Origin of the sequence: Acinetobacter sp. 10FS3-1 (genome assembly GCF_013343215.1) — a bacterium.
Lineage (GTDB): Bacteria > Pseudomonadota > Gammaproteobacteria > Pseudomonadales > Moraxellaceae > Acinetobacter > Acinetobacter lwoffii_C.
Map to the genome: position 1 here is coordinate 2,013,763 of NZ_CP039143.1, position 25,706 is coordinate 2,039,468.

Sequence of the window (25,706 nt, forward strand, 5' to 3'; positions counted from 1 at the left end):
AGTACCCAGATTGAAACTCATCTTTCAATCACGAACTAATGACTTTGGCATGTCGGATAAGAATGAGTAAAAAATATGTCTAAAATCTTATTTTTGCATGGCTTGGACTCTTGTAAAAAATCTTCGAAATTTCACGCAATTAATACAACACAAAAATACTGTATTGATGTGGATTACCGCAATCTGAGCTATAGCTCCGTGGCCGATTTTTATCATGACACTATTAAAATGATTAAGCCGGATATTCTGGTTGGCCACAGCCTGGGAGGATATTGGGCACTCAAAATGTCACAGGCCCATCAACTTCCCTGTATCGTAGCAAATCCGAGTCTGCAACCGAATTTCCGTGATGATTATCCGATCATCTCTGATCAGGATTTACAGCATGATATTCCACAGTTTGCCTATCTTGAACTGGGCGATGAGATCCTGGATATGCATGCTGTACAGATCTGCCTAGAAGACTATATGCAAATTCAGGCAATTGAAGGGGGTCATCATCGTCTAGCACACCCCGAACAGCTCAATCAACTGATTCAGGAAGTCGAAAAGCACTTTATCAGACAATAAAAAAGCTCCTCGTTCATCTGCCTTCCCAAAACTGGACGGTTTGACTGAGGAGCTTTGATCTGGAAATCCAGATCTATTTAACTTAAGCCACCGCAACCTTAGGTTGAGATTTATCATCCAGTACTGACCAGATTTCTAAGCCCAGGTTTGCATGCGAATCAGGCAAATCGAGGAAAACACTAGCACCCAGTACTTCATGCTGACATTTTTTAGCCAGTTCATTTACTGCCTTTAATGTACCGCCAGTCGCCAGAACATCATCTACAATAATGATTTTTTGTGGCTCAATTTCAGCAGACATTTCCAGACGGTCCACCCCATACTCCAGGCTATACCCCACCCCAATCACTGGAGGCGGTAGCTTGCCAGCTTTACGCACTAACAATAAGCCCTTTCCTGTACGCTGTGCCAATAAGCTGGCCAGTACAAAGCCACGCGCTTCTACGGCTAGAAAGCTATCTACTGCTGCCAGTTTGTCGGCTGGAATGCTCTCGATTAATGCATCAGTGAGTTGACTAATATCGCTGGTGAATAAAGGTGTCAGGTCAAAGAAACAGATCCCCGGTTTTGGGAAATCCTGAACAGTACGAATGTTAGACCACAATGAAGTAGACAAATTGCTCATGGGAGATTCTTAAACATGAAAATGAATAGTTGTATATTAGACTAAAGGGTCAAAACAAACAAGGACAAACGCCTAAATATAAGACAATATTAAATTATAAGATTTTGATATTAATAATTTAATTTATTTTTTAAAAATATTTTCTAAAATCGTGCAAATTGATTAAAAATCCATCAAGTCAGAATACTTCAAGAAATATACAGTCTCCTGAATACTTTGGTGGGTTTTGATTTTAGGCTGAATCGTGCTGCTCTGACCGTATGCTTGAAATACAGATTTAGCCCTTTCATCGATAAAATTTGGCCTGAGTTGCCATTCCGATCTTAATTTCACTGTTTAAACTCTTATTCGCTTTACTTTCTGAACGGAACTGCGTAAAAATTTAGCCCAATATGTTCACTATTAAAGTCATATTATTTTAGAGTCGTGCACGTTATAGTTTTTAGCTGACTCCTACAGGTGGTCAGTTTTGGAGAGTTACATGAAAAAATATCAATGCATCGTATGTGGATGGATTTACGACGAAGCACTGGGGTGGCCTCAGGATGGAATTGTTGCCGGTACCAAATGGGAAGATATTCCAGATGACTGGACTTGCCCAGATTGTGGCGTATCAAAAGCTGATTTCGAAATGATTGAAGTCTGATCATGTCCTCTTAAAGACCATGCTGAATGGTCTTTTTTTATGTCCTTTAAAAAATTTATAAATTTAATTTTAAAAAGTCTGGAGAATATTATGCATCCTATCGTCATCATTGGTTCCGGAATGGCCGGTTATGCCGTCGCACGTGAATTTCGCAAGCTTAATCCAGACCATGAACTTGTTATGATTTGTGCTGATGATGCGATCAATTATGCAAAACCGACTCTTTCAAATGCACTGGCAGGGAACAAGGCACCTGAGCAGATTCCTTTAGGGGATGCTGAAAAAATGTCGGTACAACTCAATATGCAAATCCGGCAACATACCTGGGTAAAAGCGATTGACCCAGAACAGCATCAGCTACACTTAGAAAAAGATGGACAGGAAAGTCTGCAACCCTACTCAAAACTGGTTCTGGCGGTGGGGGCTAATCCAGTACGTTTGGCAATTGCCGGCGATGCCAGCGACGAAATTCATGTGGTTAACAACCTGAACGACTACAAAGCATTCCGCCAAAATCTGGCCAATCGTAAAGACAAACGTGTGGTAATTCTAGGTGCTGGTCTAATTGGCTGCGAATTTGCCAATGACCTGCAACATACCGAACATCAGGTGACTGTTATTGACCTTGCACCTCGACCACTGGGCCGCCTTTTACCTGCGCATGTGGCTGAAGTGTTCCAGCAGCATCTTGAAGAAACAGGTATACATTTTGTGCTGGGCACCACAGTTGAGAAAGTCTCCAAAATGGACAATGCAGATTATCTGGTCACGCTGGCGAATGGTCAATCACTGGTCGCCGATGTGGTTCTGTCTGCGGTAGGCTTGCAGCCAAATATTTCTGTCGCGAAAAAAGCTGATATTCATAGCAGTCGCGGGATTCTAACCAATGCCCTGCTAGAAACCAATCAGCCGGATATTTATGCTGTCGGAGACTGTGCTGAAGTAAACGGCATCCTGCTGCCTTATGTCATGCCCATCATGCAACAGGCACGTGCTCTGGCCAAAACCTTAAATGGCGAGCATACCGCAGTGCATTATCCAGCCATGCCGGTTGCAGTAAAAACACCAGCAGCACCATTGACCGTATTAGCGGCACCTGCTGAAGTCAATGTGACTTGGGAAACGGAAGAGCTGGAAGATGGCATGATTGCCAAAGCAATAGATGTAGAGGGTGTATTGCGTGGTTTCGTATTATTAGGGGCGACAGCAGCCAAGCAACGCCTGACCTTGAGCAAACTTGTTCCTGACTTGATTCCAGCAACTCTTTAGATGTTTAATATATGAAGGACGTTTTTTAAACGAAATGTCCTTTAATTAGGAAGCTTATCATGCATAGTGCGCTGCAGTTTAACCACTCCCCTTATACATCTTTTATGCGTGAAACCAAGGTTGATCTTGGTAATGGTATTGAATTACATGTAGAAGTAGGCGGAGAACCGGATCACCCCCCTATTTTGCTGATTATGGGACTCGGTGCACAGATGCTGTACTGGCCTGATTTTTTCTGTAAATCGCTGATTGATCAAGGCTATTATATCGTTCGTTTTGACAACCGCGATATTGGTCTGTCATCCAAGATCCATCATAAAGGCCCGCGCCTGAATACCTTTAAAATGATGAGCCGTTTTATGCTCGGTCTGGGCAATCAGGGAGCACCCTATAACCTGTATGACATGACTGAAGATGTTAGCTTGCTGATCGATAAACTGGAGCTTGGGCAGGTCTATGTGCTGGGCGCTTCCATGGGCGGCATGATTGCACAGATTCTGGCAGCCCGCCACCCGGAGCAGGTCAAGAAACTCGGCCTGCTGTTTACCAGCAATAACCAGCCGCTATTGCCTCCTCCTTTTCCAAAGCAGCTCTTTAGTTTAATTGACAAACCGGCCTCAACAGATGAAGATGGCATCGTAGATCATAGCCTGAAACTGTTTAAGCTGATCGGTTCGCCGGGTTATGTCAATCACGTGGAAGCGATTCAGACAGCCCGCAAGTTGTATAAACGGAGTTACCATCCGGCGGGTGTACTTCAACAGTTTTTAGCAATATTATGTACAGGTTCATTGCTGCAACTGGACAAGCAAATCAAGCAGGATACCCTGGTGGTTCATGGGGCTCGTGATCGATTGCTACCTCCTAGTCATGGCAAGGCTGTTGCCAAAGCAATTCCAGGGGCTAAATTTGAATTAATTGAAGGAATGGGGCATGATATCCCTCCTCATTTTATTCCACATCTTAGCGAATTATTTGCTGATCATTTTAAATCATAAATATTAGGACACTATGGCTGCATTACCATCCCTAAGACAGCTGTCATACCTTGTAACACTGTCAGAGACGCTGCATTTTACAGAAGCTGCTCGCCGTTCATTTGTGACCCAGTCAACCCTGTCTGGTGGCATTATGGAACTCGAGCGTTTACTGGGTGGCGTACTTGTTGAGCGCGACCGTCAGAATGTACGTTTAACTCCTCTTGGTGAGCAAGTGGTTGCACGTGCTCGTGTTCTATTGGCTGATGCCCAGGACTTGATGCGTTTAAGTCGTGAGATGAGTGAGCCCCTTACCGGCGATTTGCATCTCGGTGTCATTCCAACCATTGCACCGTTTATTCTGTCGCAATTACTGGATGAAGTTCATAAACAGTTGCCAAAAATCCAGCTGCATCTGCATGAAGCACAAAGTGAGAAGATTGTAGAGAAACTGGAACACGGCAATCTGGACATGGTGGTACTGGCACTGCCTTTTGATACACGCGGCCTGAAAGTAGCCGAGATTAATAAAGAAAATCTGTATCTGGTGCACCATAAGTCTGATCAAGCTTCGGCTCAGGCAGATAAGCTAGAAAATCTGGATCTGTCACGCCTGATGCTGCTTGAAGAAGGTCACTGTTTACGTGATCATGCACTCAGTGCCTGTCCAATCGGCGAACGTAAAAATGATCATCGTTTAAAAGCCAGCTCTTTACCGACACTAATCGAAATGGTTTCTGCAAATCTTGGTTTTACCTTGCTGCCTGAAATCGCGCTATATAGCAGTATGATCAAGGCCAATCCTGAGTTACAAGTCAAAGCCATTCAGGCGGCCCCTAGCCGGACCTTGGCCTTAGTGACTCGCAAAAGTACACCGCTACAAAGCGAGTTCGACATGCTATTACAAATTTTGCAAAAAATTACCCAGCACCCGGCGGACTAAAACAAGATTCACTACCTGTACATAAAAAGGAGCTTACATCGCTCCTTTTTTATTGCAACAAGATTTAATAAACCAGAATCTCTGATAAAAAACACAAGAGACTGTATTTACAGTCTCTTTTTATCCGCTACTTTATTTAAAAATTTCCAGCAGTTCACGCTGGGCATTATGCAGCTTTTCTCCTTCGGCTGGCTGGGCGCGAATCCAGGTGCCATCGCCTTGTAACAGCCAGGCTTGCTGGTTATCTTTCAGATAGTTCAGTAAACCTTGCTGATAAATCCGTTTTTTTAAGGCTTCATCTTCAACGGGGAAGCAGGCTTCTACCCGGTTAAACAGGTTACGATCCATCCAGTCGGCACTTGAACAATAAATTTGTGCATTGCCATTATTAGCAAAATAATAAACCCGCGTATGCTCCAGGAAGCGGCCTACAATCGAACGTACCCGAATATTTTCTGACAGTCCTGCCAAGCCTGGACGCAGGCTGCAAATTGAACGGATAATCAGGTCAATCTGTACCCCTGCCTGAGATGCTTCGTAAAGCTTATTGATTAACTGCATCTCGGTAAGCGCATTGACTTTGACAATAATCTGCGCTGGCTTGCCTGCCTTGGCATGGGCAATTTCATTATCAATATAGTTAACTAACTGGGCATGCAAGGTAAATGGTGCATGCAGCAGCTTTTTCAGCTTGGCCATTTTCCCCATACCGGTCAGTTCCTGAAAAATGCGGTGTACATCTTCACAGAGTTCTTTATCCGTTGTCAATAAACCGTAATCGGTATAGATCCGCGCATTACCCGCATGATAGTTGCCAGTTCCCAGATGTACATAACGGACCAGTTTGTTATTTTCCCGGCGCACCACCAGAATCATTTTGGCATGGGTTTTATAGCCAACAATTCCATAGACCACGACGGCCCCGGCTTCCTGTAAAACATTGGCCACAGCAATATTGGATTCTTCATCAAAGCGAGCACGCAGCTCAATCACCGCAGTTACTTCTTTGCCATTTCGTGCAGCCTCTGCCAGCACCTGGACAATTTCAGAGTCGGGACCACTACGATACAATGTCTGTTTGATGGCTAGTACTTTCGGATCACGCGCGGCCTCACGCAACAAAGAAATGACAGGGGCAAAAGATTCAAAGGGATGATGCAGCAAGATATCCTGCTTTTGTATGGCACTGAAAATATTTTCATATTTTCTCAGTGCTTTGGGAATGATCGGAGTATGTGAATCATAACGTAAATGGGGACGTTTAAAATTCGACAGCAGACGCGCCAGATTGACCGGCCCTGCCACTTTATACAGCTGCTCTTCTTCCAGATCAAATTCGTTGAGCAAATAATGATAGATATGCTGCGGACAATTTTCTGTCACTTCCAGACGTACGGCACGGCCAAAACGGCGAGAGCTGAGTTCGCCTTTCAGCGCTTTAGCCAAATCTTCCACATCTTCATTTAAAGCCAGATCGGCGTTACGGGTCACGCGAAATTGATAACATCCCGTCGCGGTCATACCGGGGAACAGATCGGACACATGCTCATGAATAATGGCGGAAAGCATGACATGGTGCTCCTTGCCATCTGTCAGCTCATCTGGCAAACGCACGACACGCGGCAATGAACGTGGCGCAGGCACCACAGCCAGATCAATTTGACGGCCAAAGGCATCTTTGCCTTCTAGCGTAACAATAAAGTTCAGCGACTTGTTTACCAGACGAGGAAATGGATGTGCCGGGTCTAGACTGATGGGGGTCAGGACAGGCGCAACCTGCTCCTGAAAATACTTTTTGACCCAGGCTGATTGAGCCGGGGTTAACTCGCCACGGCGCAGAAAACAAATATCTTCTTCTCGTAATTTTGGTAAGATTTCTTCATTTAAAATACGGTATTGACGTTCAATTGCAGCATGTGCCGTCTTGGAAATCTGGTCCAGTACCTGCTTGGGCGTCAAACCATCCGGGCTGCGACTTTCATTACCCAGATCAAGCTGCTCCATAACTCCGGCAACGCGAATTTCAAAAAACTCATCCAGATTGCGCGAAAAAATCAGCAGGAAATTCATGCGTTCGAGCAAGGGGTGTAAAGGATCGACAGCCTGTTCCAGTACACGTAAATGGAAGTCCAGAATAGACAATTCACGATTAATGTAACGATCATTATATGTATATTCAGTCGGTGCCGAAGTGGTTGTGGCTGCCGTATTCATATGAAACCTACGCTATTTTAAAATTTTGCTTATCTGCTTTAGTATGCTTCAATTTGATGTCATTTTGATAAAAACGCCCAAAAAAATTAGGCTTTATTTCAAATTACAGGCCTAAGGTAATTCGGCATAATTCATATAGCGTTGAATCATACGTTTGCGTGCTTTCAGGGCCGATGAATGGCGATGGTCCTGAAAATATTTTGGATTGGTCAGAATCGCTGCCAGAAAAACTGCCTGATCACGGCTAAGGCTTTGTGACGTTTTACCAAAATAATGTTTGGCCGCGGCTTCAACCCCATAAATATTGTCACCAAACTCGATTGAGTTTAAATAGACTTCCAGAATGCGCTCCTTGGACCACATGCGTTCCATCATCCAGGTAGCGATCGCTTCCTGACCTTTGCGTACAAAGGAGCGCTTATTTATCAAAAAAAGATTTTTTGCCAATTGCTGGGAAATGGTTGACCCCCCTGCCACCACGCGGCCTTCATTCTTGTTACGGTTTAATGCGGTCTGGATACCATCCCAGTCAAAGCCATGATGATGAATAAACTTCCCGTCTTCTACCGTAACAATGGCACGCTTCAGGTTCAGGCTAATTTCGTCATAAGGCCGCCATTGGTGCTGAATGGGTTTGGAAGGCTCAGTCCAGTAATCAATCCGCATCATCATGGTGGTATTCACCGGATTGGTGCGCCACCAGACCAAACTTGCAAAAATCCACAACTGTATAAGTAAAATCACACTGACGATGATTAAAATCGTGCGGATCAGAAAGGCTTTCATGTCAGTGCGTTACTCCTGAATATTTGATTTTTCGTGTTAAGCTTATGCGAAATATACACTCATCGCAAAAAAAATAGCATGTCTAAATACTCTCCACCCACCTCCTATCGTAAACCGGAAGTACAACTCTGGTGGATAACTGCGCTCCTGATTGGTATCAATGTCGGCTTATTTGGCTGGCAGGTACTAAGTGGCATGGATATTAGCCAGCCTAGCTCCAGAGATGCCATTTCCTGGGGAGCGGATTATGCTCCCTTAACTTATCTGGCGGAACCCATACGCTTGTTTAGCAGCATGTTTTTCCATTTTGGCCTGATTCATCTCATGCTGAATATGTGGGCACTGTATATTTTTGGTAGCGTGGCTGAACAGCTGTTTGGCCGTTTTTACTTTATTGGGCTTTATCTGTGTGCCGGCCTAATGGGCAGCCTATTTAGCGGTTACATGAACATTCAGGACACTTATGCCTTAATTGAAGGTGGGGTGGCCAATCCTGAGCTTTTACCCAGCGTGAGTGCTGGCGCTTCTGGAGCTGTCATGGGGCTGGGTGCAGCCCTGACGGTCTTGTCCATATTGCCAATACTGCCTCAACAGCGCTTTATTCTGGACAAGAAAACCCTGATCATGGTTATGGGCCTGAACCTCGTGATGGGATTTATGATCAGCGGGATTAATAATGCTGCCCATATCGGCGGTATGATCATGGGGGCCTGCCTGACCCTGCTCTGGTATCTGCTACAACGACTGCAATGGGGCAAACTGATGCAACTCATTGCCCTGATTCTGGGGGTGGTCGCGTGTGGCCTGCTCTATCAACATAATCTGGCCTTGCTGGAGCCAATCCGTCCTTTCTGGCAGGACATTCTCCGCCTGATGCAACAGCAGCTGCACATTTAAAGCCACAAAGAAGATGAATCTTACTGATTCATCTCGCGCAGGCTTTGCAAGGGGGGAATATCGGACAGATAACTGAGTCGATAACGCCCCACCAGCGCACAAAGCAGTGTCATCAAGACCGGTAAAATCAGCCAGATTTCCCAGTGTGGCTGAATCAGGAGATCCATTTTATAACTGGCAATGGCACTGATGACTTCGGCAAACAAACATGCCACCACGCCAGCAAACAGGCCGATAAAGCCAACCTCCAGACTCATCAGGTTTTTTAGTTTGCGTTTGGAACTGCCAAAAGAACGCATTAAAGCCACCTCTCGTTTGCGCTCATCCATGAGCAGATTCAGACAGGCCATCAATACCAGAAAGCCGGACACACTGACCAGCATCGCCAGAATAGTAATGATCTGCACCAGAACATTTACTATGCGTTTGATTTCTTCCAGAATCAGACTGACATCAATAAAAACCGTATTGGAAAAACGCTGGATAATAGAAACCAGTTGATCTTTGTCTGTTTCAGGCACATAAAAACTGCCCAGATAACTGCCGGCATTGGCATCCATGCTCTGGGGTGCAAAAATAAAGAAGAAGTTCGGACTAAAGCTTTCCCACTCCACGGTTCTCAGATTCACCACTTCCGCTTCCAGCCTCCCCTCAGGCAGACTAAAGCTTAGTTTGTCGCCGAGCTTGATGCCCAGTTCCTTGGCAGTCTGGGCTTCGACCGACACTTCGCCCGGCTGTTTTAATACCGTTTCGCCCTGAACAATGACATTATCCTGAGGATAACGGTCTGACTGGGTCAGATTCAGTTCGCGTCTTAAAGTATTGCTTTGCTTAATCAGTTCAGCGTTAAAAGGCTGGTCATTTTTTGCCACCAGGCGCCCGCGAATATTCGGATAAAGTGGCGTGCTGTTCCAGCCATTCTGTTCGAGCCGGGCTTTCAGCTCAGGCATCTCATAAGGTGGCAAACCATACACAAACTGGTTCGGTGTACCTTCAGGCAACTGTTGCTGCCAGCGTTCCAGCAGATCGGTACGCAGTACGGTGAGTACACTGATCAGACTCAATCCGAGAGCCAGTGCGGTAATCTGCAAAGCAGTCTGATACGGCGTACGGACATAAGCCGACAGGTTAAATTTCAGGTTCCGTAGCAGTTTTAACGTGCTCCAGACCGTAAAATACAGCACAGCACACAACAGGACAATTGCCCCAATCACCCAGGCGGTGAGCACAATATTTTCAGTCAGAATCACGCTAAAAACAATCAGGCCCAAGGTCCCGCATAGTAACATCCATAGCATGGACTGGACCGACTTTTCCTGCTGGCGAATTACCCGAATAGGTGGCGTATTTAACAGCTGAAACAGGCTCGGCATCACAAAACACAGCAAGACAATCGCACTGGTCAGCATGGCAACGGGTAAAGGACCCAGCAACATCTTCACCACAGAAAACTCAAGTTGCAGGTTGGGAATCAGCTGCAACATTAACTGTAACAATCCATATCCCAGACTGATCCCAATGAGCGTCCCAATCAGCATGGCAACCAGTAGCACGACTCCAAGCAAGGCCAGATAAGCGGCCAGAATCTGCTGCTTGGTCGCGCCTATACAGCGCATCAGCGCGATATAATCCTGATTCTGCTGTACATAACGTTGTGCGGTTAAAGCAATCGCAATTCCGCATAATAAAATGGTCAGGATATTGGCCAATTGCAAAAAGGTATCCAGATTGGCAATCGGACGCATTAAACGGGTATTGCCCTCGCTGGCATTACGTAATTTTAGACTACCCTGCTCCTCAAACTCCTGCCCGTCTACTTCGGCGACTGGTGCATCCCTCTTCTCTTTTTTAGATTTTATCTGCTGTTTGAACCAAGCTTCATATTCTTGCGTCTGTTCAGGATTACCAGCCAGCAGCAAACGGTAGTCAATCCGGCTGCCCACCTGAATGGCCTGAGTTCGTGCAACATCTGCCTGAGAGATGATGACAGTAGGCGAAAATCCGGAAAAACCAAGCTCCTGATTGGAGTCTTTTGCAATTTGAGCGGTGAACTTAAATTTTGCATCAGCAATATTCAGCTCATCTCCCAACCTTACATTGAGCAGATCCATCGCTCGAGGACTGAGCCAGATTTCACCGGGTTGAATGGTTGTTTTTGCAGGTTGGGTCTGCAATTGACCACGCAGCGGAAAGGCTTGATCAACCGCCTTGACATTGACCATGACAAACTGTTCATCGGTAAAAGCCATGGTATTAAAGAAGGTTACCTCAGACTGCTGTAAATCCAGCTGTCTGGCCTGATCACGCCATTCTTCTGCCAAAGGTTCATTATCTGACAGCACCAGATCAGCTGCCAGCATCTCCGCGGCCTGCAAAGCGACCGCATTTTGAATCTGTTCATTACTGAACTTCAGCGCAGTCGTGGCACTAATGGCCAAGGTCAGGGCAATAATCAGCAGATAAATACCCGTGCTTTTAAAACTTTGTGTGAGTAAGGGACGAAATAGCTGCTGCATATCATCCTCCGCTGGCATGTTCAACGAGCTGACCATCCAGCAGCTCAAAATGCCGCTGACATTGTTGGGCCAGTTTTGGATCATGGGTCACCAGAACCAGCGTGGTGCCCAGTTCACGGTTGAGCTGAAACAGTAATTGCTCGATCTCATGCGCCGTTTCACCATCCAGGTTGCCTGTAGGTTCATCTGCAAAAATGATTTTAGGTGCACTGACCAATGCCCGGGCAATTGCTACCCGTTGCTGCTCTCCCCCCGATAAGACTTTTGGCGTTTGCTGGGCCTGCCGGTCCAGACCAACTTTTTTCAGCAGCAGCAGTGCCTTCTGCTCTGCCTCGCTATATTTAAAACCCGGCTGCAAACGCAACGGTAACATGACATTCTCTAAAGCTGTCAAATGTGGCAGCAACTGAAAGGACTGAAATACAAAACCGATATTTTTTAAGCGGACTACAGCACGTTGCTCTTCACTTAAATTCGACACCTGTTCGCCACATACCATCAGCTGACCAGAACTGGCCTGATCCAAAGTCGCTAAAACTCCCAGTAAAGTCGACTTCCCCGAACCCGAACGACCAGTAATCGCCACCTGTTCCCCAGCCTGTATGTCTAGTGAAAGATCCTCAAAAATCGTCAGCTGTTTTTGTGAAAGCTGTATCTTTTGTGTCAGCTTCTGGGCAGAAATAATTGCTTGTGGCATGATGGTCGAATCGTAACTGCTTTGAATCATACGTGTCCTATATGAAAGATCGAGTTCAGAAAACCCGTGTATTGCCTTGCCTGATCCTGTGGAGTATATGCCTGATTCCTTTCGGCGTGTCGGCAAAGACCATTATGATTGTGGGTGACAGTCTAAGTGCAGGTTATGGTATTCAACCACAGCAAGGTTGGGTAAATTTATTGCAAAAACGCTTAGACCAACACTATCCGAAACAGCACAAAGTGGTCAATGCAAGTATGAGTGGCGAAACCACCAGTGGTGCAGTGGCAAGACTGCCTAAACTGTTACAGACTCATCGTCCGGATATTGTCGTAATTGAACTGGGTGGTAATGATGGCTTGCGCGGGCAGCCACCGCAAATGATCCAGAAAAATCTGGCCAATCTGGTGCAGCAAAGCCAAAAAGCCCAGGCCAAAGTGATTGTATTTGGCATGAAAATGCCACCGAATTATGGTCAGGCGTATGGCAAGGCATTTGAAAATAATTATAAAGTGATAAGCCAGCAATATAAGGTCAAATTATTGCCTTTCTTTATGCAGGGTGTGGCCGGCCATAAAAGTCTGATGCAGCAGGATCAGATTCATCCGAATGCCAAAGCACAAACGATTCTCTTGAACAATGCCTATCCCTATATTCAAAGCGCGTTGTAAAATGCATGTTTGAAAGCATTTCCCCGCCTTCCTGACGAGAAAAAACTCTTGTAAATTAAAGTTAGTTCAACAAAAAAACTCTCCTTTTTTAAAGGAGAGTTCGGAAGACTTAAAAACTGATCTTTAACTCTTAGAAATCAAAAAAAACAACTTCTCCGGTTTCCAGTGAGTATTCTGCTCCCACCACTTTTAACTTGCCTTTGGCAATCAGACCTTCTATTACGGCCGAGCCATGACGCAACTGGTTCACTGAGGCAAAGACATTGGATCGTACTGCATGCTTGGATAGTTTAGCCAGATCATCTTTGAGTTCAGTTTGCAGCAGTGTTTCAACGGATGGACGTACCCGGTTTACAATCGACATCAGATTATTGGATGGTGGACAATCTGGGCAGGTCAAGGTATCAATCGTGGCCTGAATAGCGCCACAATGATTATGACCTAATACCACTACCACCGCACAGTCATAACGCTCCGCGGCAAACTCTACGCTCCCAACCTGGGAGGGTGCTACGACATTGCCTGCTACACGAATGACAAACAGATCCCCCAGGCCTTGATCAAATACCATTTCCGCAGGGACACGTGAATCCGAACACCCCAAGACAATCGCAAAAGGGTTTTGATCCTCTGCCATTTCTGCTCGCTGTTGATGGCTCAATTGCCTTGGATGAGAGGTATCGCCCGTAACAAAACGTTGATTACCCTGTTTAAGACGTTCTAGCGCTTCCTGAGCTGTGAGCATTTTTTACCACCACTGTATTGAGTTGGAATATCTTACTGCTAGATTTTTTGAAAGTCACTTGCAAAAAAAATTAGCTGTTTAATTTTTTTGCAGTTGAATTGTTTCAGCTCTGGCTGACCATTTATGCAAATCTGGTCACATTTCACCTCATATTTATTGTCTTAAACAAAAAATTCATAGATGAACAATAGCCAATAATCCTTTAAAATAAACCAAAGATAAGGATAGATTCATCCATACTTTTTAAATTTAGAACATGGAAGTATTTTTTGGGGGGCGATTTGCCCGATCATTTAATTTGAGGAAAGTAGCAATGACGAAAATAATAAAGTTGCGCTCAAATATGTTTTGTTCGGCTTTACTCAGCCTGAGTCTGACTTTACCTGGACTCAGTTATGCACAAAATTTATTTACCGGAACCAAGGCTGAAAAATCAACACAGCTCTTACAGCAATATTTGATCCAGGAACGCCATCAGGCAGGCCTTCAGTCTAAAACACTTAAAATTGGTGATATTAGCTGGAGTTATAGTGAAGGCGGGGCCAAACATAAACCTTCTATTTTACTCATTCACGGACTGGCCGGAACCCGGGATAACTGGAATCGTGTCGCACAGTTTCTTACCCCCTATTATCATGTGATTATTCCTGACCTGCCCAGTAATGGCGAGACCAAGGTTCCTGCCAACTTTGATGTTTCAGTACCGAATGTCACCTCTCAACTGCGCCTGTTTGCTGAAACCTTAGGCATTGAGCAGGATCTGCATGTGGCTGGACATTCTCTCGGCGGCTCTATAGCAACCGTCTATGCTGCACAATATCCATTTGATACCCAAAGCCTTTTTTTAGTCAATAGTGCCGGGATCTATAAACTGAGCAATACCCCTTATACCAAAGACCCACATGCCTTAAAGGATCTGATTGTCACCAAACCTGGAGATCTGGAAGGTATATCCAAACAGCTGATGCAAAATCCGCCTGTTGTGCCCTATCAATTAAAATATGCCCAGGAAAAACTACTGATTTCACGTTCTGAGCAGACCAGTAAATCCATTGATCAGGTCGTCATGCTCAACCGGATTTATACTCCGGAAAGCTTTGCACGCCTGACCCGGACAGTTGAAGCTCCGACGCTTATCTTGTGGGGGAAGCAGGACCGGATTATCAATGTTGAAGTGGTTAAAGAACTTTATTCTTTGCTTAAACGTGCCGAAACGCCGGTCATTTTAAATAATGTTGGTCATATGCCGATTTTGGAAGCAGAAAAACAGGTTGCCCAGAGCTATTTGCCTTTTCTGGCCAAGACACAGACCCTAAAAAACCCTCTAGCTGATAAACTCATCCCTTTAAACTAAGTTCAGAGATACCATGCAGAAACATCCCATGATTGAGCAATTGATCGATGCCCAGCTTGATTTTCTGGAGCAGACATTTGCTCAGGCTGATACCATTCAGACCGAGTTTCATGAGTTCTATCTCTGGTTCCGTAAACACCCTTTACAAGAGTTGTGGAGCTGTGAACTGATTAGCCAGTTACTGCAAAAACAGATTTTAGCTACAGCAGCCACAACTTTTCTGGTCGAGCAGATTGCCGAACATATTCGTTTTGCACTGGTGCATCCAGCCAATGACCAGACTAAAATTGCCGATGTTATTCCGGTATTAACCGTTGATAAGATCGCGCAATATGTGTCCAGCAAAAGCGGACACCGTCAGCGCCTGATCAAAACCGTGGTCAATAATCCGGCATTTTCAGCCATGATTACGCAATTGATTCAGCACTCCATTCAGGACTATCTGGATAACTCCGTGATTGCCAAAAGTGTTCCCGGCGTTTCCCGTTTCATGAAAATGGGCAAATCTGTTCTGGAAAACGTCACGGATAGCAGCTTAGATGATACTGTTGCCCGTTATCTGCAAAAAAATATTCTGAAACTCAGCCAGATGAGTGAACATGTACTGAACCAGCATTTTGATGATGAAAAGCTGTACCATTTTCAGGCCAATCTCTGGCATAAGGTTAAGGAAATGCCGCTGTCGGTACTGAAAAACTATATTGAAACCCAGGATCTACCCCATACCGTCGGTTTGGCCCATGAAATCTGGGATCATTTACGACAAACCGAATATATGCAGCAACAGATTCATGATAGAGTATATACTTGGTACATCCGTAATCAGACCCATACTTTTGACCAGTTATTGCGTGACCTGAATATTGATGAAGCCCTGATCCAGCATGAGTTGAATGAACTGCTCGTTCCGCTTATCCAGCAGATGGTTTCCCAGCAGCATCTGAGCACACGCGCCCGTAAATATCTTGAACAGTTTTATTATCGCGAAGAAACCTTAAAAATCTTGAATGTCTAGATAGAAAAGCCGCTTGCAGTTTTTATTCAATTGCCCAAAACCTGCCAATAGAACTCATGTCATTGCATAAAAAAATCCCTCGGCTAACCGAGGGATTTTTTTCGCTTTTTCACTCAAATATTATTTGAAATAAGCGCCTTCTGCCTGACTATGGTCAGTCTGGTCAACCACCTGCATCAGTTCAGGAACATGCTGTTTCAAGGTGGTTTCAACCCCTTGTTTCAGGGTGACATCAATAGCTGAACAGCCTTGGCAACCACCACCGAATTTAAGTACAGCAGTTAAACCATGCTCAGGATCTTCAACCACTTCGACCAATGCACAGTTCCCGCCATGGCCTGCAAGACCCGGGTTAATTTCAGACTGAAGTACGTAAGTAATACGCTCTTCGATTGAAGCATCAGGGCCTACGCGCGGCACTTTTGAATTCGGTGCACGGAAGGTCAACTGGCCGCCAAAACGGTCTTTGTTGTAGTCAATGACCGCATCTAACAGGTACGGAATTGAAGGCGAATCAATAAATGCAGGAAAATCTGGATATTCTTGCTTGTAATCTGTGGGAACAACTTCATCCGGGGCGCTATATGCCATACAACATTCAGCACGCGGTGTACCCGGATTTTCAACAAAAACGCGCACACCAATACCTGGCGTATTCTGTTTTTCCAACAAATCCTTTAAATACTCTTGGGCAGACGGTGTAATCAATAAATTCGGAATATCTTCAACCACTGCAGTGCTGCTGTTCTCAGTCGACATAACAATCATTTCCTCAAGCTGAAGTTACTATTTTAACTGAAGATGCGGGGTAAAGATAAAATTTCAACTAAAATTGTCGGAATTATTATAAAAGTGCTCTCTAAATACCAGATTAATGGCAAGATTGAGCATTATTATTCAGAATGAGAACGACCTGTTATGCTGCATTTACCTTTTAATCATACTGTTACCCTCATTCTGATTACCTGCATTATTTCTTTTATTGCTTTTTCCAAAGAGCGTGTCATGAACCGCCTGATCTTCTGGCCACCTGCCATTCAACGCGGTGAATATGACCGTTTCATTTCACATGGTTTTATTCATGCAGACGGCACTCACCTGCTGTTCAATATGATTACCCTGTTTTTCTTTGGCAGTATTATTGAAAGTTTTTATCGCCAGTATCTCTATGACCTTGGCTTTGTACTGTTCTATCTGGGCGGTTTAATTGCTGCAATTATTCCCAGCTACCTGCACCATAAAAATAATCCACGCTGGGCAAGTTTAGGCGCTTCGGGTGCAGTGTCTGCGGTTCTGTTTGCCTATATTCTATTTGAACCTTGGAAATTGATCTTTGTGTTTTTTATCCCGGTGCCCGCCATTATTTTTGCAGTCCTATACGTGGCCTACAGCATCTGGTCCGGCAAGCGCGGTAACTCTAATATTAACCACAGTGCCCACCTTTGGGGTGCAGCTTATGGAGTGATTATTACTATTCTGATCGAACCTCGACTCATTCCACACTTCCTGAATAAACTGTCGCAGCTGCCTTTCTAGCATGGTCCTGAGCTTGGGGATAGTCGCTACACTTCTATCCCTAGGTAGCAAAATAAATAATCAAATACCTAAATGGCTAAAAATCCTGCTTCCCTCGGGCAGCGTTTTATACAACCCAACCTGTCTCCAAAATGACTCATTGCGATCACTCTTTCACCGCGCTCAGCACTTCACCTATTTAAATAAAATGATTCAGCTGATCGACGTCACTACTTGACTTGCCCGAGTCTATCAACCTGGCCTCAATTGAAACATCTGGTAATAATTTTGACATATAGGATGGCAGTTATTGCCAACCTCAGCAGCAAGTTCACAGCGATAATGTATACATCTGTATATTAATTATGTTAAGCCACGAGATATTTTGCATGTCCACATCTTTAGACGGTCTACAATTTCCACGCCATACCCAACAACAAAAACCAAGTACCTCCAAAGTCGGACGTGAATTACTGGCTCATGCACTTTCTGCTGTCAATCCGCAACATGCAGCTGCAGTACAATCTGAAAAAAACTGGCGCAAACAGTATCCTGTTCATTTTAAACGTCTGGTTGAAAATGGTTTAAAAAATGCTGAAGCAGCTATTAGCATTGCAGAACATGGGCTAAAACAGGCGCATGAAAGTTTTGAGTTTTACCGTGATGGTCAAAAGTATGCTTTGAGTCGGGTCATGACGTTGGCCGCCGCTCCGCTGCATACCTTCAAAATCATAGGTCAGTCAGCGGCAGTACCAGAATGGTATGTGCCCTATCAAGGCAAAAAGTTGCATGGACCCGCCTTACTTGAGCAGATCCAAACCTGGCAAGATCAAGGCATTGTCGAAGCCAGCCATGCCCAGGCTCTGCGTGCCTGTGTGGCTCATCCGGAATGGTTTGATCTTTCGGACCGTACCACCGTGTTGTTTGGTGCTGCCTCTGAAGCCGGGCCACTGACCTGGCTGTCCAGATGGAAAGCCAATATTGTGGCCATCGACCTGCCCAATACTCGGGTCTGGGGCAAGATTATTGAGACCGTCCGTCAAGGTAATGCCACACTGTATGCACCCTCAAGTGAAGCTTTAAATACCGATACAGCAGACCATATCCTGAAAGAAAAGCTCGGTGCCAATTTATTAACCCAGATTCCTGAAATTGCCCAATGGCTGACACGATTTGAGCAGGATCTGGATTTGGCTGCGATTGCCTATCTGGATGGTGAAAAACATGTGCGTGTATCTATGGCAATGGATGCCATCATGAAATACGTCAGTGAACAAAAAACCAAGACCAGTCTGATGTATATGTGTACCCCAACGGATGTGTATGCTGTACCGCAAGATGTGATTCAGGCGGCCCAGCTTAAATACCAGCAGCGCTCCAAGGCCGAAGGTTTGATTGCTAAAGGTATTTCTACCCTGTCCGGCCAGTATTTCTTTAAAAAGAACAATACAGACCTGATTCACTCGGCTCAGGGTCAGGCCTATGGCATTGCGGACTGTCTGGTGGTAGAGCAAGGTCCGAACTATGCTTTAGCAAAACGCATCCAGCAATGGCGCGCCACCTTGGCACGTACCCAGGGTCAACGTGTCAGTATCAATATTGCCCCCTCTACCACAACCTATTCGGTGACCAAAAACCCGTTGCTCAAAGCTGCTTTTAACGGCGCCAGCCTGTTTGATGTAGAAGCTTTTTCCCCCGAAACCACCAATGCCATTATGGCCGCACTCTGGATTCATGACCTGCGCAATCCTGACTCCGTTGCCAATCCAGAAGTAAAACTTGATCATCCTTTAGAATTAATGATGCACGGCGCCAATCATGGCGGTTTATGGCGAGTGGCTTACCTGCCACGCACGGCATTGCCTTTTGCTGCGCTGTATGGTTTTGCAACGGATAAACTGCCGAAAGGATTGTTGGGTAAGTTGAAGAAGTAATTTTTTCTGAAATAAAGATGAAATCAATTTTATTGGTCAGGCGACATGGATGTCGCCGTTAGGCTGTGATATAGGGACATATCATCAGCCTAACAAAAGATTTTTGTTACTTTTGATCTTTCAAAAGTAAGGCTAAGAAATACTCATTTTTTACATTTAGTTGAAATTAGCTATTAATCCTTCTATTGAAAGTACTTTTAGCCTTCTGATTACCCTCACCTCACCCCAGCCCTCTCCCATAGGGAGAGGGAACATCCCTTATAATTTTGCAAGCCATTGGATAACAAACGGTCTTCTATTTCAGCAAAAAAATCACCAATTTTAAGGTTAGAAAATTTTCTCCCACCCATAAAAAAACGCTGCTCCAGCAGCGTTTTTCACATCAAACCTTTTTAGAATACTTTCAATAATAACCAGTACAAACCACCTGATAAACAGATTGTTGCAGGCAGGGTAAATATCCAGGCGGATAAAATTGTTTTCACCATCTGGAAATTCAAACCAGACTTGTTCGCCACCATCGTACCGGCAACGGCAGAGTTCAGAACGTGTGTAGTCGAGACTGGCATCCCCAAGCCATCTGCCGCAGCAATGGTTGACATCGCGACAAGCTCGGCAGACATCCCCTGACCATAGGTCATATGCTGTTTACCAATACGCTCACCCACAGTCACGACAATGCGCTTCCAACCCACCATCGTTCCTAGCCCCAAAGCCAAGGCTGTTGCCACTTTCACCCAGGTCGGAATGTATTGCAGGAAAGAGTCCAGATTGTCACGATATGCTCCTACTGTTTTTTCCTCTGCACCAGACATAGCCGGTAAAGCTTCCGCCTTATCCAGACGTTTGAATGCTGTTGTGCTTAAGTACATATCATTACGGAATTCAGATACCTGTGCTTCTGGTACATCCTTAATGCTGCTATAAGTACCCACTTTCTCACCTAAATGGTCTGTCAAACTCGCCAGCGCCGGCACCACTTCAGGTGTAAGTTCCTTGGTTTGAATATACTTGGTAATCACATCACGCGCTTGTGCATCTGGAATATCGGCATGCTCTGGATAGATCAAATCAGCTGTTTGTGCAGATAACTGACCAAAAGACTGGATATGCTGGCTATCAAGATTTTTATTCAGTGAATAAGCCAAAGGTACACAGCCAATCAAAATCAGCATGATCAAGCCCATACCCTTTTGACCATCATTTGAACCATGCGCAAAGCTTACGCCGGTGCAGGTAAAGATCAGAATGGCACGAATCATCGGTGGTGGTGGCTTGTTGCCTTCAGGCGGTTGGAACAGTTCCAGTTGACGCTTAAAGATTTTCTTCACCAGCAGAAACAGGATTGCTGCAAATGCAAAGCCGATTAAAGGCGAAAATAACAGCGCCTTACCCACTTTCATGACTTGCTCCATGTCCACACCTGAAGCCCCTGCACCCGAATTCAGAATATAGTTCATGATGCCTACCCCCAAAATCGAACCGATCAGGGTATGCGAACTGGAAGCCGGAATACCAAGAAACCAGGTGCCCAAATTCCAGAGAATCGCCGCGATCAGCATGGCAAAAACCATCGCAAAACCTGCGCCGCTTCCTACATTCATAATCAGTTCGACTGGAAGTAAAGCAATAATTCCGTATGCTACGGCGCCACTTGCGACCATCACACCGAGAAAGTTACAGAAACCCGCCCACATCACTGCAACAGGTGCAGAGAGCGCATTGGTATAAATCACCGTCGCTACTGCATTCGCGGTATCGTGAAAACCATTCACGAACTCGAAACCCAAAGCAATAAACAGGGCCGTGGCCAGCAGAATCACTGAATAGAGGCTTAAAGCAGGGACATGCGCTAAATCTGCAGACAATTGAAAGCCGATATAAATCAGCGTGGAAATAATAACAGTCAAAAACACCGGCATAAAAAATTTCGGTGTGGGCACATGAACATTGGTTGACTTCTGTACAGAAGCCCCTTGTTGTGCTGAATCTATGGGAGTTTGGTTAGAATTCATGCAAGCAGGAATAGAGGATACAATGATCCCCGTATTGTTCAGTTAAATTGTGACAATTATATGACAGTTTGCCGGCTTATGAAGCAAATTTTTCAGCTTTATTCCGACCAGCGCATATTATTTCATCTGAATACTGCCGCTGATTTTTTATTAAAAATTATTTATTTGCTCCTTCCAGCTCTTTTTACCCTTTCCTGCTTTCAATACAATAAAACGCTGTCATGCGTGAAATATGTTGCGATCCGAATGATGACAAAATTTTTATGGCTGCATCATGCCAAAGAAATATGACAATATTATGAATAAAAGTAGTTGGTTATTCTTTAGATCTTGATCCTCCCCAGCTTTAAGAGTTTGGCCTGCTTCCCGCACCTGTTGCTCTTATCTATAGCTGCACATCTATAGACTTATCAAATTTTTATATCACGCATATCCATCATTCTTAAGTTCATGCAGCAGATATTGGATAACTAATCTGCTAAGATTACACACATTTTTGATTCCTGCTGAGAAAGTCTGCATGTCCACACTTACCACTCTAAAAGAACTTCTTGCCAAGAAAATTCTCATTATCGATGGTGCGATGGGTACCATGATCCAACGTCACAAACTGGAAGAAGCGGATTATCGTGGTGAGCGTTTTGCAGATTGGGCACATGACCTCAAAGGTAATAATGACCTTTTAGTGCTGACCCAACCGCAAATTATTCAAGGTATTCATGAAGCCTATCTTGAAGCGGGTGCTGACATTATTGAAACCAACACTTTTAACGGTACGCGCGTTTCCATGTCGGATTACCACATGGAAGAGCTGGTACCGGAGATTAACCGTGAAGCGGCACGTCTGGCCAAAGAAGCCTGCGCCAAATATTCAACGCCCGAGAAACCACGTTTTGTAGCCGGTGTACTGGGGCCAACCTCACGTACCACCTCTATTTCTCCAAATGTAAATGACCCTGCGTTCCGTAACATTACCTTTGATCAGTTAAAAGTGAATTACATCGAATCAACCAAGGCGTTGATTGAAGGCGGTGTAGACATCATCCTGATTGAAACGGTATTTGATACCTTAAATGCCAAAGCTGCCATCTTTGCAGTTAAAGAAGTCTTTAAAGAACAAGGCTATGATCTGCCAATCATGATTTCGGGCACGATTACCGATGCTTCAGGCCGTACCCTGACCGGTCAAACAGCAGAAGCCTTCTGGAACTCGATGCGTCATGCAGAGCCGCTTTCGATTGGCTTTAACTGTGCACTGGGTGCAGATGCCATGCGTCCACACGTCAAAACCGTGTCTGACGTAGCCGATACCTTTGTATCTGCGCATCCGAATGCCGGCCTGCCAAATGCTTTCGGTGGCTATGATGAAACCCCGGAAGAAACTGCGGCATTCCTGAAAGAATTTGCTGAAAGTGGTTTGATTAACATTACTGGCGGTTGCTGTGGTACCACGCCGGATCATATCCGCGCCATTGCCCAGGCGGTTGAAGGCATTCGCCCGCGCCAGCTGCCAGAAATTGCACCTGCTTGCCGTTTAAGTGGTTTAGAGCCATTTAATATCACCAAAGATTCATTATTTGTGAACGTGGGTGAACGTACCAACGTCACGGGCTCGAAAAAGTTCCTGCGTCTGATTAAAGAAGAAAACTTTACTGAAGCATTGGACGTGGCCCGTCAACAGGTGGCCGCCGGTGCACAGATCATCGACATCAACATGGATGAAGGCATGCTGGATTCACAGGGTGCCATGGTGCATTTCCTGAATCTGATTGCTTCTGAACCGGATATTTCACGTGTGCCGATTATGCTAGATTCCTCTAAATGGGAAATCATTGAAGCTGGTCTGAAATGTGTACAGGGTAAAGCGGTGGTTAACTCGATTTCCCTCAAAGAAGGCTATGACGAGTTTGTTGAGCGTGCCCGCCTCTGTCGTCAATACGGTGCTGCCGTGATCGTGATGGCCTTTGATGAAGATGGTCAGGCTGATACTGCTGAACGTAAAAAAGAAATCTGTAAGCGTTCATATGATGTGCTGGTCAATGAAGTCGGCTTCCCGTCTGAAGATATTATTTTTGACCCGAACGTCTTTGCCGTAGCGACCGGTATTGAAGAACACAACAACTACGGTGTGGACTTTATTGAAGCGACTGGCTGGATTAAACAGAACCTGCCAAATGCGATGATTTCCGGCGGTATCTCCAACGTCTCTTTCTCTTTCCGTGGTAACGAACCAGTACGTGAAGCGATTCACGCGGTATTCCTGTATCACGCGATCCAGAAAGGCTTAACCATGGGGATCGTCAACGCGGGTCAGCTGGCGATTTATGATGATATTCCTGCCGAGCTGAAAGAAGCGGTCGAAGATGTGGTGATGAACCGCAATCAAGGTGAAAGCGGTCAGGATGCGACCGAAAAACTGCTGGCAATTGCTGAAAAATACCGTGGTCAAGGCGGCGCGCAAAAAGCTGAAGAGAACCTGGAATGGCGTAATGAAAGCGTAGAAAAACGTCTGGAATATGCGCTGGTGAAAGGTATTACCACCTATATCAATGAAGATACTGAAGAAGCCCGTTTAAAATCTGCACGTCCACTGGATGTGATCGAAGGTCCACTCATGGCGGGTATGAACGTGGTCGGTGACCTGTTTGGTGCCGGTAAAATGTTCTTGCCACAGGTGGTAAAATCTGCACGTGTGATGAAACAGGCAGTTGCATGGCTGAACCCGTTCATTGAAGCAGAAAAGACTCAAGGCGAAGCCAAAGGTAAAATTCTGCTGGCAACCGTTAAAGGTGACGTACACGACATCGGCAAAAATATCGTGGGCGTGGTACTCGGCTGTAACGGTTATGACATCGTTGATCTGGGCGTAATGGTGCCTTGCGAGAAAATTCTACAAACCGCGATTGATGAAAAAGTCGATATTATCGGTTTGTCGGGCCTGATCACGCCATCATTGGATGAGATGGTGTTTGTTGCCAAAGAAATGCAGCGTAAAGGCTTTAACATTCCATTAATGATTGGTGGTGCAACCACTTCTAAAGCCCATACTGCGGTGAAGATTGCTCCGCAATATCAAAATGATGGTGTGCTATATACTGCTGATGCTTCACGTGCAGTCGGTGTAGCGACACAACTACTTTCTGCGGAAATGAAGCCTCAACTGCTGGCCGACTATGCTGCGGATTATGAAAAAATCCGCACCCGTCTTGCCAACAAACAGCCGAAAGCGGCGAAACTGTCCTATCAGGCTTCTATTGAAAATGGTTTTAAAATTGACTTCAACAAGAATGCCCCGGCAAAACCAAACTTCATTGGCTCACAAACTTTCACTAACTATCCTTTAGAAACCTTGGTGGAATACTTTGACTGGACACCATTCTTTATTTCTTGGAGTCTGGCAGGCAAATTCCCGAAAATTCTGGAAGATGAAATTGTCGGTGAAGCCGCGCGTGACCTGTATGCTCAAGCCCAGGAAATGCTGCAAGACATCATCCAGAACAAACGTTTCGATGCACGTGCGACTTTCAGTCTTTACCCTGCGAACCGTACCGGTTCAGATACGGTTACTGTCATGGATGAAGCCGGTAAGGTCACTCATACTTTCGAACACCTACGCCAGCAGTCCGACAAAGTGACCGGCAAAGCCAACTATTCACTGGCTGACTTTATTGCCCCTAAAGATGTGGCTCAGGATTACTTGGGCGGCTTTACCGTGTCGATCTTCGGTGCGGAAGAGCTGTCGCAGGAATATAAAGCCAAAGGCGATGACTATAATGCCATTATGGTTCAAGCCTTGGGTGACCGTTTTGCTGAAGCCTTTGCCGAGCATTTGCACCAGCGTATTCGTAAAGAGTTCTGGGGCTACCAAGCCGATGAGCAATTGACCAATGATGAATTGATCAAAGAGAAGTATGTCGGTATTCGCCCTGCACCGGGCTACCCGGCTTGTCCTGAACATTCTGAAAAAGCGCCATTGTTTGACTGGTTAGGTACAACCGACAAGATTGGTACGTACTTAACCACAAGTTTTGCAATGTGGCCACCTTCATCAGTGAGCGGTTTCTATTATGCCAACCCTGAAACTGAATACTTTAACGTGGGTAAAATCTCTGGCGATCAGCTGGAAGATTATGCGAAGCGTAAGGACTGGACACTGGATGAAGCAAAACGCTGGTTAGCGCCGAATTTGGATGATTCAGTGAATTAATACACCTCGCCCCTTTCATCAAGGGAGAAAAACCAATTGAGATTTGAAAAGAAAATCCCCCTCATTTGAGGGGGATTTTTTATATTTGATCATCCTTCCTTGTTTTAAAG

General features: G+C 45.2%; 20 protein-coding genes. 12 read left to right on the top strand and 8 right to left on the bottom strand.

All coding sequences use genetic code 11. The features are described 5' to 3' along the window. Positions 1–75 precede the first annotated feature (75 nt). Positions 76–570, top strand: a complete 495-nt coding sequence (locus tag E5Y90_RS09500; protein ID WP_151205952.1) for a YqiA/YcfP family alpha/beta fold hydrolase — start codon at positions 76–78, stop codon at positions 568–570. An 82-nt stretch (positions 571–652) separates the two neighbouring features. Here the strand turns inward: E5Y90_RS09500 and E5Y90_RS09505 are convergent, their stop codons facing one another. Beyond that, entirely contained in the window at positions 653–1,195 is a 543-nt protein-coding gene (locus tag E5Y90_RS09505; protein WP_151205951.1) for an adenine phosphoribosyltransferase, read from the bottom strand. A 481-nt stretch (positions 1,196–1,676) separates the two neighbouring features. Here E5Y90_RS09505 and rubA point away from each other — a divergent pair, with 481 nt between their 5' ends. From rubA to oxyR, 4 genes are all read left to right on the top strand, one after another. Further along, entirely contained in the window at positions 1,677–1,841 is a 165-nt protein-coding gene (rubA, locus tag E5Y90_RS09510; protein WP_151203271.1) for a rubredoxin RubA, read from the top strand. Positions 1,842–1,931: 90 nt separating this feature from the next. Then, on the top strand, positions 1,932–3,110 hold the full coding sequence (gene rubB, locus E5Y90_RS09515) for a rubredoxin reductase RubB (RefSeq protein WP_174660088.1): 1,179 nt from the start codon (positions 1,932–1,934) through the stop codon (positions 3,108–3,110). 59 nt (positions 3,111–3,169) lie between these two features. Next, the gene (gene estB / locus E5Y90_RS09520) at positions 3,170–4,108 is read left to right on the top strand and encodes an esterase EstB (RefSeq protein WP_151205948.1); all 939 of its coding nucleotides are present in this window, start codon (positions 3,170–3,172) and stop codon (positions 4,106–4,108) included. Between the two features lie 13 nt (positions 4,109–4,121). Then, entirely contained in the window at positions 4,122–5,030 is a 909-nt protein-coding gene (gene oxyR, locus E5Y90_RS09525; RefSeq protein WP_151205595.1) for a LysR family transcriptional regulator OxyR, read from the top strand. 132 nt (positions 5,031–5,162) lie between these two features. Here the strand turns inward: oxyR and ppk1 are convergent, their stop codons facing one another. Then, positions 5,163–7,244 carry a polyphosphate kinase 1 gene (gene ppk1, locus E5Y90_RS09530; protein ID WP_174660089.1) on the bottom strand — a complete coding sequence of 694 codons (2,082 nt, stop codon included), beginning with the start codon at positions 7,242–7,244 and terminating at the stop codon, positions 5,163–5,165. A gap of 111 nt (positions 7,245–7,355) precedes the next feature. Then, positions 7,356–8,030 carry a monofunctional biosynthetic peptidoglycan transglycosylase gene (gene mtgA / locus E5Y90_RS09535; protein WP_151204867.1) on the bottom strand — a complete coding sequence of 225 codons (675 nt, stop codon included), beginning with the start codon at positions 8,028–8,030 and terminating at the stop codon, positions 7,356–7,358. Between the two features lie 78 nt (positions 8,031–8,108). On the opposite strand from mtgA, the gene E5Y90_RS09540 reads away from it, so the two are divergent. Next, positions 8,109–8,927 carry a rhomboid family intramembrane serine protease gene (locus E5Y90_RS09540; protein ID WP_174660090.1) on the top strand — a complete coding sequence of 273 codons (819 nt, stop codon included), beginning with the start codon at positions 8,109–8,111 and terminating at the stop codon, positions 8,925–8,927. Positions 8,928–8,947: 20 nt separating this feature from the next. On the opposite strand, the gene E5Y90_RS09545 is transcribed toward E5Y90_RS09540, so the two are convergent. Together E5Y90_RS09545 and E5Y90_RS09550 are read right to left on the bottom strand one after the other, a co-directional pair. After that, positions 8,948–11,443, bottom strand: coding sequence for an ABC transporter permease (locus E5Y90_RS09545; protein WP_174660091.1), 2,496 nt, complete (start codon positions 11,441–11,443; stop codon positions 8,948–8,950). 1 nt (position 11,444) lies between these two features. After that, positions 11,445–12,170, bottom strand: a complete 726-nt coding sequence (locus E5Y90_RS09550) for an ABC transporter ATP-binding protein (protein ID WP_151205943.1) — start codon at positions 12,168–12,170, stop codon at positions 11,445–11,447. Between the two features lie 11 nt (positions 12,171–12,181). On the opposite strand from E5Y90_RS09550, the gene E5Y90_RS09555 reads away from it, so the two are divergent. After that, positions 12,182–12,811, top strand: coding sequence for an arylesterase (locus tag E5Y90_RS09555; RefSeq protein WP_174660092.1), 630 nt, complete (start codon positions 12,182–12,184; stop codon positions 12,809–12,811). Positions 12,812–12,941: 130 nt separating this feature from the next. On the opposite strand, the gene E5Y90_RS09560 is transcribed toward E5Y90_RS09555, so the two are convergent. Continuing rightward, a complete protein-coding gene (locus E5Y90_RS09560; RefSeq protein ID WP_151204872.1) occupies positions 12,942–13,556 on the bottom strand; it encodes a carbonic anhydrase in 615 nt (204 codons plus the stop codon). A gap of 313 nt (positions 13,557–13,869) precedes the next feature. On the opposite strand from E5Y90_RS09560, the gene E5Y90_RS09565 reads away from it, so the two are divergent. After that, complete coding sequence (locus tag E5Y90_RS09565; RefSeq protein WP_174660093.1) at positions 13,870–14,910, top strand: alpha/beta fold hydrolase; 1,041 nt, start codon at positions 13,870–13,872, stop codon at positions 14,908–14,910. A gap of 13 nt (positions 14,911–14,923) precedes the next feature. Further along, positions 14,924–15,925, top strand: a complete 1,002-nt coding sequence (locus E5Y90_RS09570) for a hypothetical protein (RefSeq protein ID WP_174660094.1) — start codon at positions 14,924–14,926, stop codon at positions 15,923–15,925. A 120-nt stretch (positions 15,926–16,045) separates the two neighbouring features. Here E5Y90_RS09570 and nfuA read toward each other — a convergent pair whose 3' ends face one another. After that, entirely contained in the window at positions 16,046–16,684 is a 639-nt protein-coding gene (nfuA, locus tag E5Y90_RS09575; protein WP_151204875.1) for a Fe-S biogenesis protein NfuA, read from the bottom strand. 159 nt (positions 16,685–16,843) lie between these two features. Here nfuA and E5Y90_RS09580 point away from each other — a divergent pair, with 159 nt between their 5' ends. Together E5Y90_RS09580 and E5Y90_RS09585 are read left to right on the top strand one after the other, a co-directional pair. Further along, positions 16,844–17,461, top strand: coding sequence for a rhomboid family intramembrane serine protease (locus E5Y90_RS09580; RefSeq protein WP_151204876.1), 618 nt, complete (start codon positions 16,844–16,846; stop codon positions 17,459–17,461). A gap of 368 nt (positions 17,462–17,829) precedes the next feature. Continuing rightward, the gene (locus E5Y90_RS09585) at positions 17,830–19,374 is read left to right on the top strand and encodes a hypothetical protein (RefSeq protein ID WP_174660095.1); all 1,545 of its coding nucleotides are present in this window, start codon (positions 17,830–17,832) and stop codon (positions 19,372–19,374) included. Positions 19,375–19,766: 392 nt separating this feature from the next. Here the strand turns inward: E5Y90_RS09585 and E5Y90_RS09590 are convergent, their stop codons facing one another. After that, positions 19,767–21,389 carry an inorganic phosphate transporter gene (locus tag E5Y90_RS09590; protein WP_151205937.1) on the bottom strand — a complete coding sequence of 541 codons (1,623 nt, stop codon included), beginning with the start codon at positions 21,387–21,389 and terminating at the stop codon, positions 19,767–19,769. Between the two features lie 520 nt (positions 21,390–21,909). Between E5Y90_RS09590 and metH the strand changes: the two genes are divergently transcribed. Next, the gene (gene metH, locus E5Y90_RS09595) at positions 21,910–25,596 is read left to right on the top strand and encodes a methionine synthase (RefSeq protein ID WP_174660096.1); all 3,687 of its coding nucleotides are present in this window, start codon (positions 21,910–21,912) and stop codon (positions 25,594–25,596) included. Positions 25,597–25,706: the final 110 nt, after the last annotated feature.

What these genes read in the sequence shown, in the direction of transcription:
- E5Y90_RS09545 (WP_174660091.1), bottom strand. Translation starts at nt 11,443, where the DNA reads ATGCAGCAGCTATTTCGTCCCTTACTCACACAAAGTTTTAAAAGCACG.
- E5Y90_RS09565 (WP_174660093.1), top strand. Translation starts at nt 13,870, where the DNA reads ATGACGAAAATAATAAAGTTGCGCTCAAATATGTTTTGTTCGGCTTTA.
- rubB (WP_174660088.1), top strand. Translation starts at nt 1,932, where the DNA reads ATGCATCCTATCGTCATCATTGGTTCCGGAATGGCCGGTTATGCCGTC.
- E5Y90_RS09585 (WP_174660095.1), top strand. Translation starts at nt 17,830, where the DNA reads ATGTCCACATCTTTAGACGGTCTACAATTTCCACGCCATACCCAACAA.
- oxyR (WP_151205595.1), top strand. Translation starts at nt 4,122, where the DNA reads ATGGCTGCATTACCATCCCTAAGACAGCTGTCATACCTTGTAACACTG.
- E5Y90_RS09550 (WP_151205943.1), bottom strand. Translation starts at nt 12,170, where the DNA reads ATGATTCAAAGCAGTTACGATTCGACCATCATGCCACAAGCAATTATT.
- E5Y90_RS09580 (WP_151204876.1), top strand. Translation starts at nt 16,844, where the DNA reads ATGCTGCATTTACCTTTTAATCATACTGTTACCCTCATTCTGATTACC.
- ppk1 (WP_174660089.1), bottom strand. Translation starts at nt 7,244, where the DNA reads ATGAATACGGCAGCCACAACCACTTCGGCACCGACTGAATATACATAT.
- estB (WP_151205948.1), top strand. Translation starts at nt 3,170, where the DNA reads ATGCATAGTGCGCTGCAGTTTAACCACTCCCCTTATACATCTTTTATG.
- E5Y90_RS09540 (WP_174660090.1), top strand. Translation starts at nt 8,109, where the DNA reads ATGTCTAAATACTCTCCACCCACCTCCTATCGTAAACCGGAAGTACAA.
- mtgA (WP_151204867.1), bottom strand. Translation starts at nt 8,030, where the DNA reads ATGAAAGCCTTTCTGATCCGCACGATTTTAATCATCGTCAGTGTGATT.
- nfuA (WP_151204875.1), bottom strand. Translation starts at nt 16,684, where the DNA reads ATGTCGACTGAGAACAGCAGCACTGCAGTGGTTGAAGATATTCCGAAT.
- E5Y90_RS09570 (WP_174660094.1), top strand. Translation starts at nt 14,924, where the DNA reads ATGCAGAAACATCCCATGATTGAGCAATTGATCGATGCCCAGCTTGAT.
- E5Y90_RS09555 (WP_174660092.1), top strand. Translation starts at nt 12,182, where the DNA reads ATGAAAGATCGAGTTCAGAAAACCCGTGTATTGCCTTGCCTGATCCTG.
- E5Y90_RS09560 (WP_151204872.1), bottom strand. Translation starts at nt 13,556, where the DNA reads ATGCTCACAGCTCAGGAAGCGCTAGAACGTCTTAAACAGGGTAATCAA.
- rubA (WP_151203271.1), top strand. Translation starts at nt 1,677, where the DNA reads ATGAAAAAATATCAATGCATCGTATGTGGATGGATTTACGACGAAGCA.
- E5Y90_RS09500 (WP_151205952.1), top strand. Translation starts at nt 76, where the DNA reads ATGTCTAAAATCTTATTTTTGCATGGCTTGGACTCTTGTAAAAAATCT.
- metH (WP_174660096.1), top strand. Translation starts at nt 21,910, where the DNA reads ATGTCCACACTTACCACTCTAAAAGAACTTCTTGCCAAGAAAATTCTC.
- E5Y90_RS09590 (WP_151205937.1), bottom strand. Translation starts at nt 21,389, where the DNA reads ATGAATTCTAACCAAACTCCCATAGATTCAGCACAACAAGGGGCTTCT.
- E5Y90_RS09505 (WP_151205951.1), bottom strand. Translation starts at nt 1,195, where the DNA reads ATGAGCAATTTGTCTACTTCATTGTGGTCTAACATTCGTACTGTTCAG.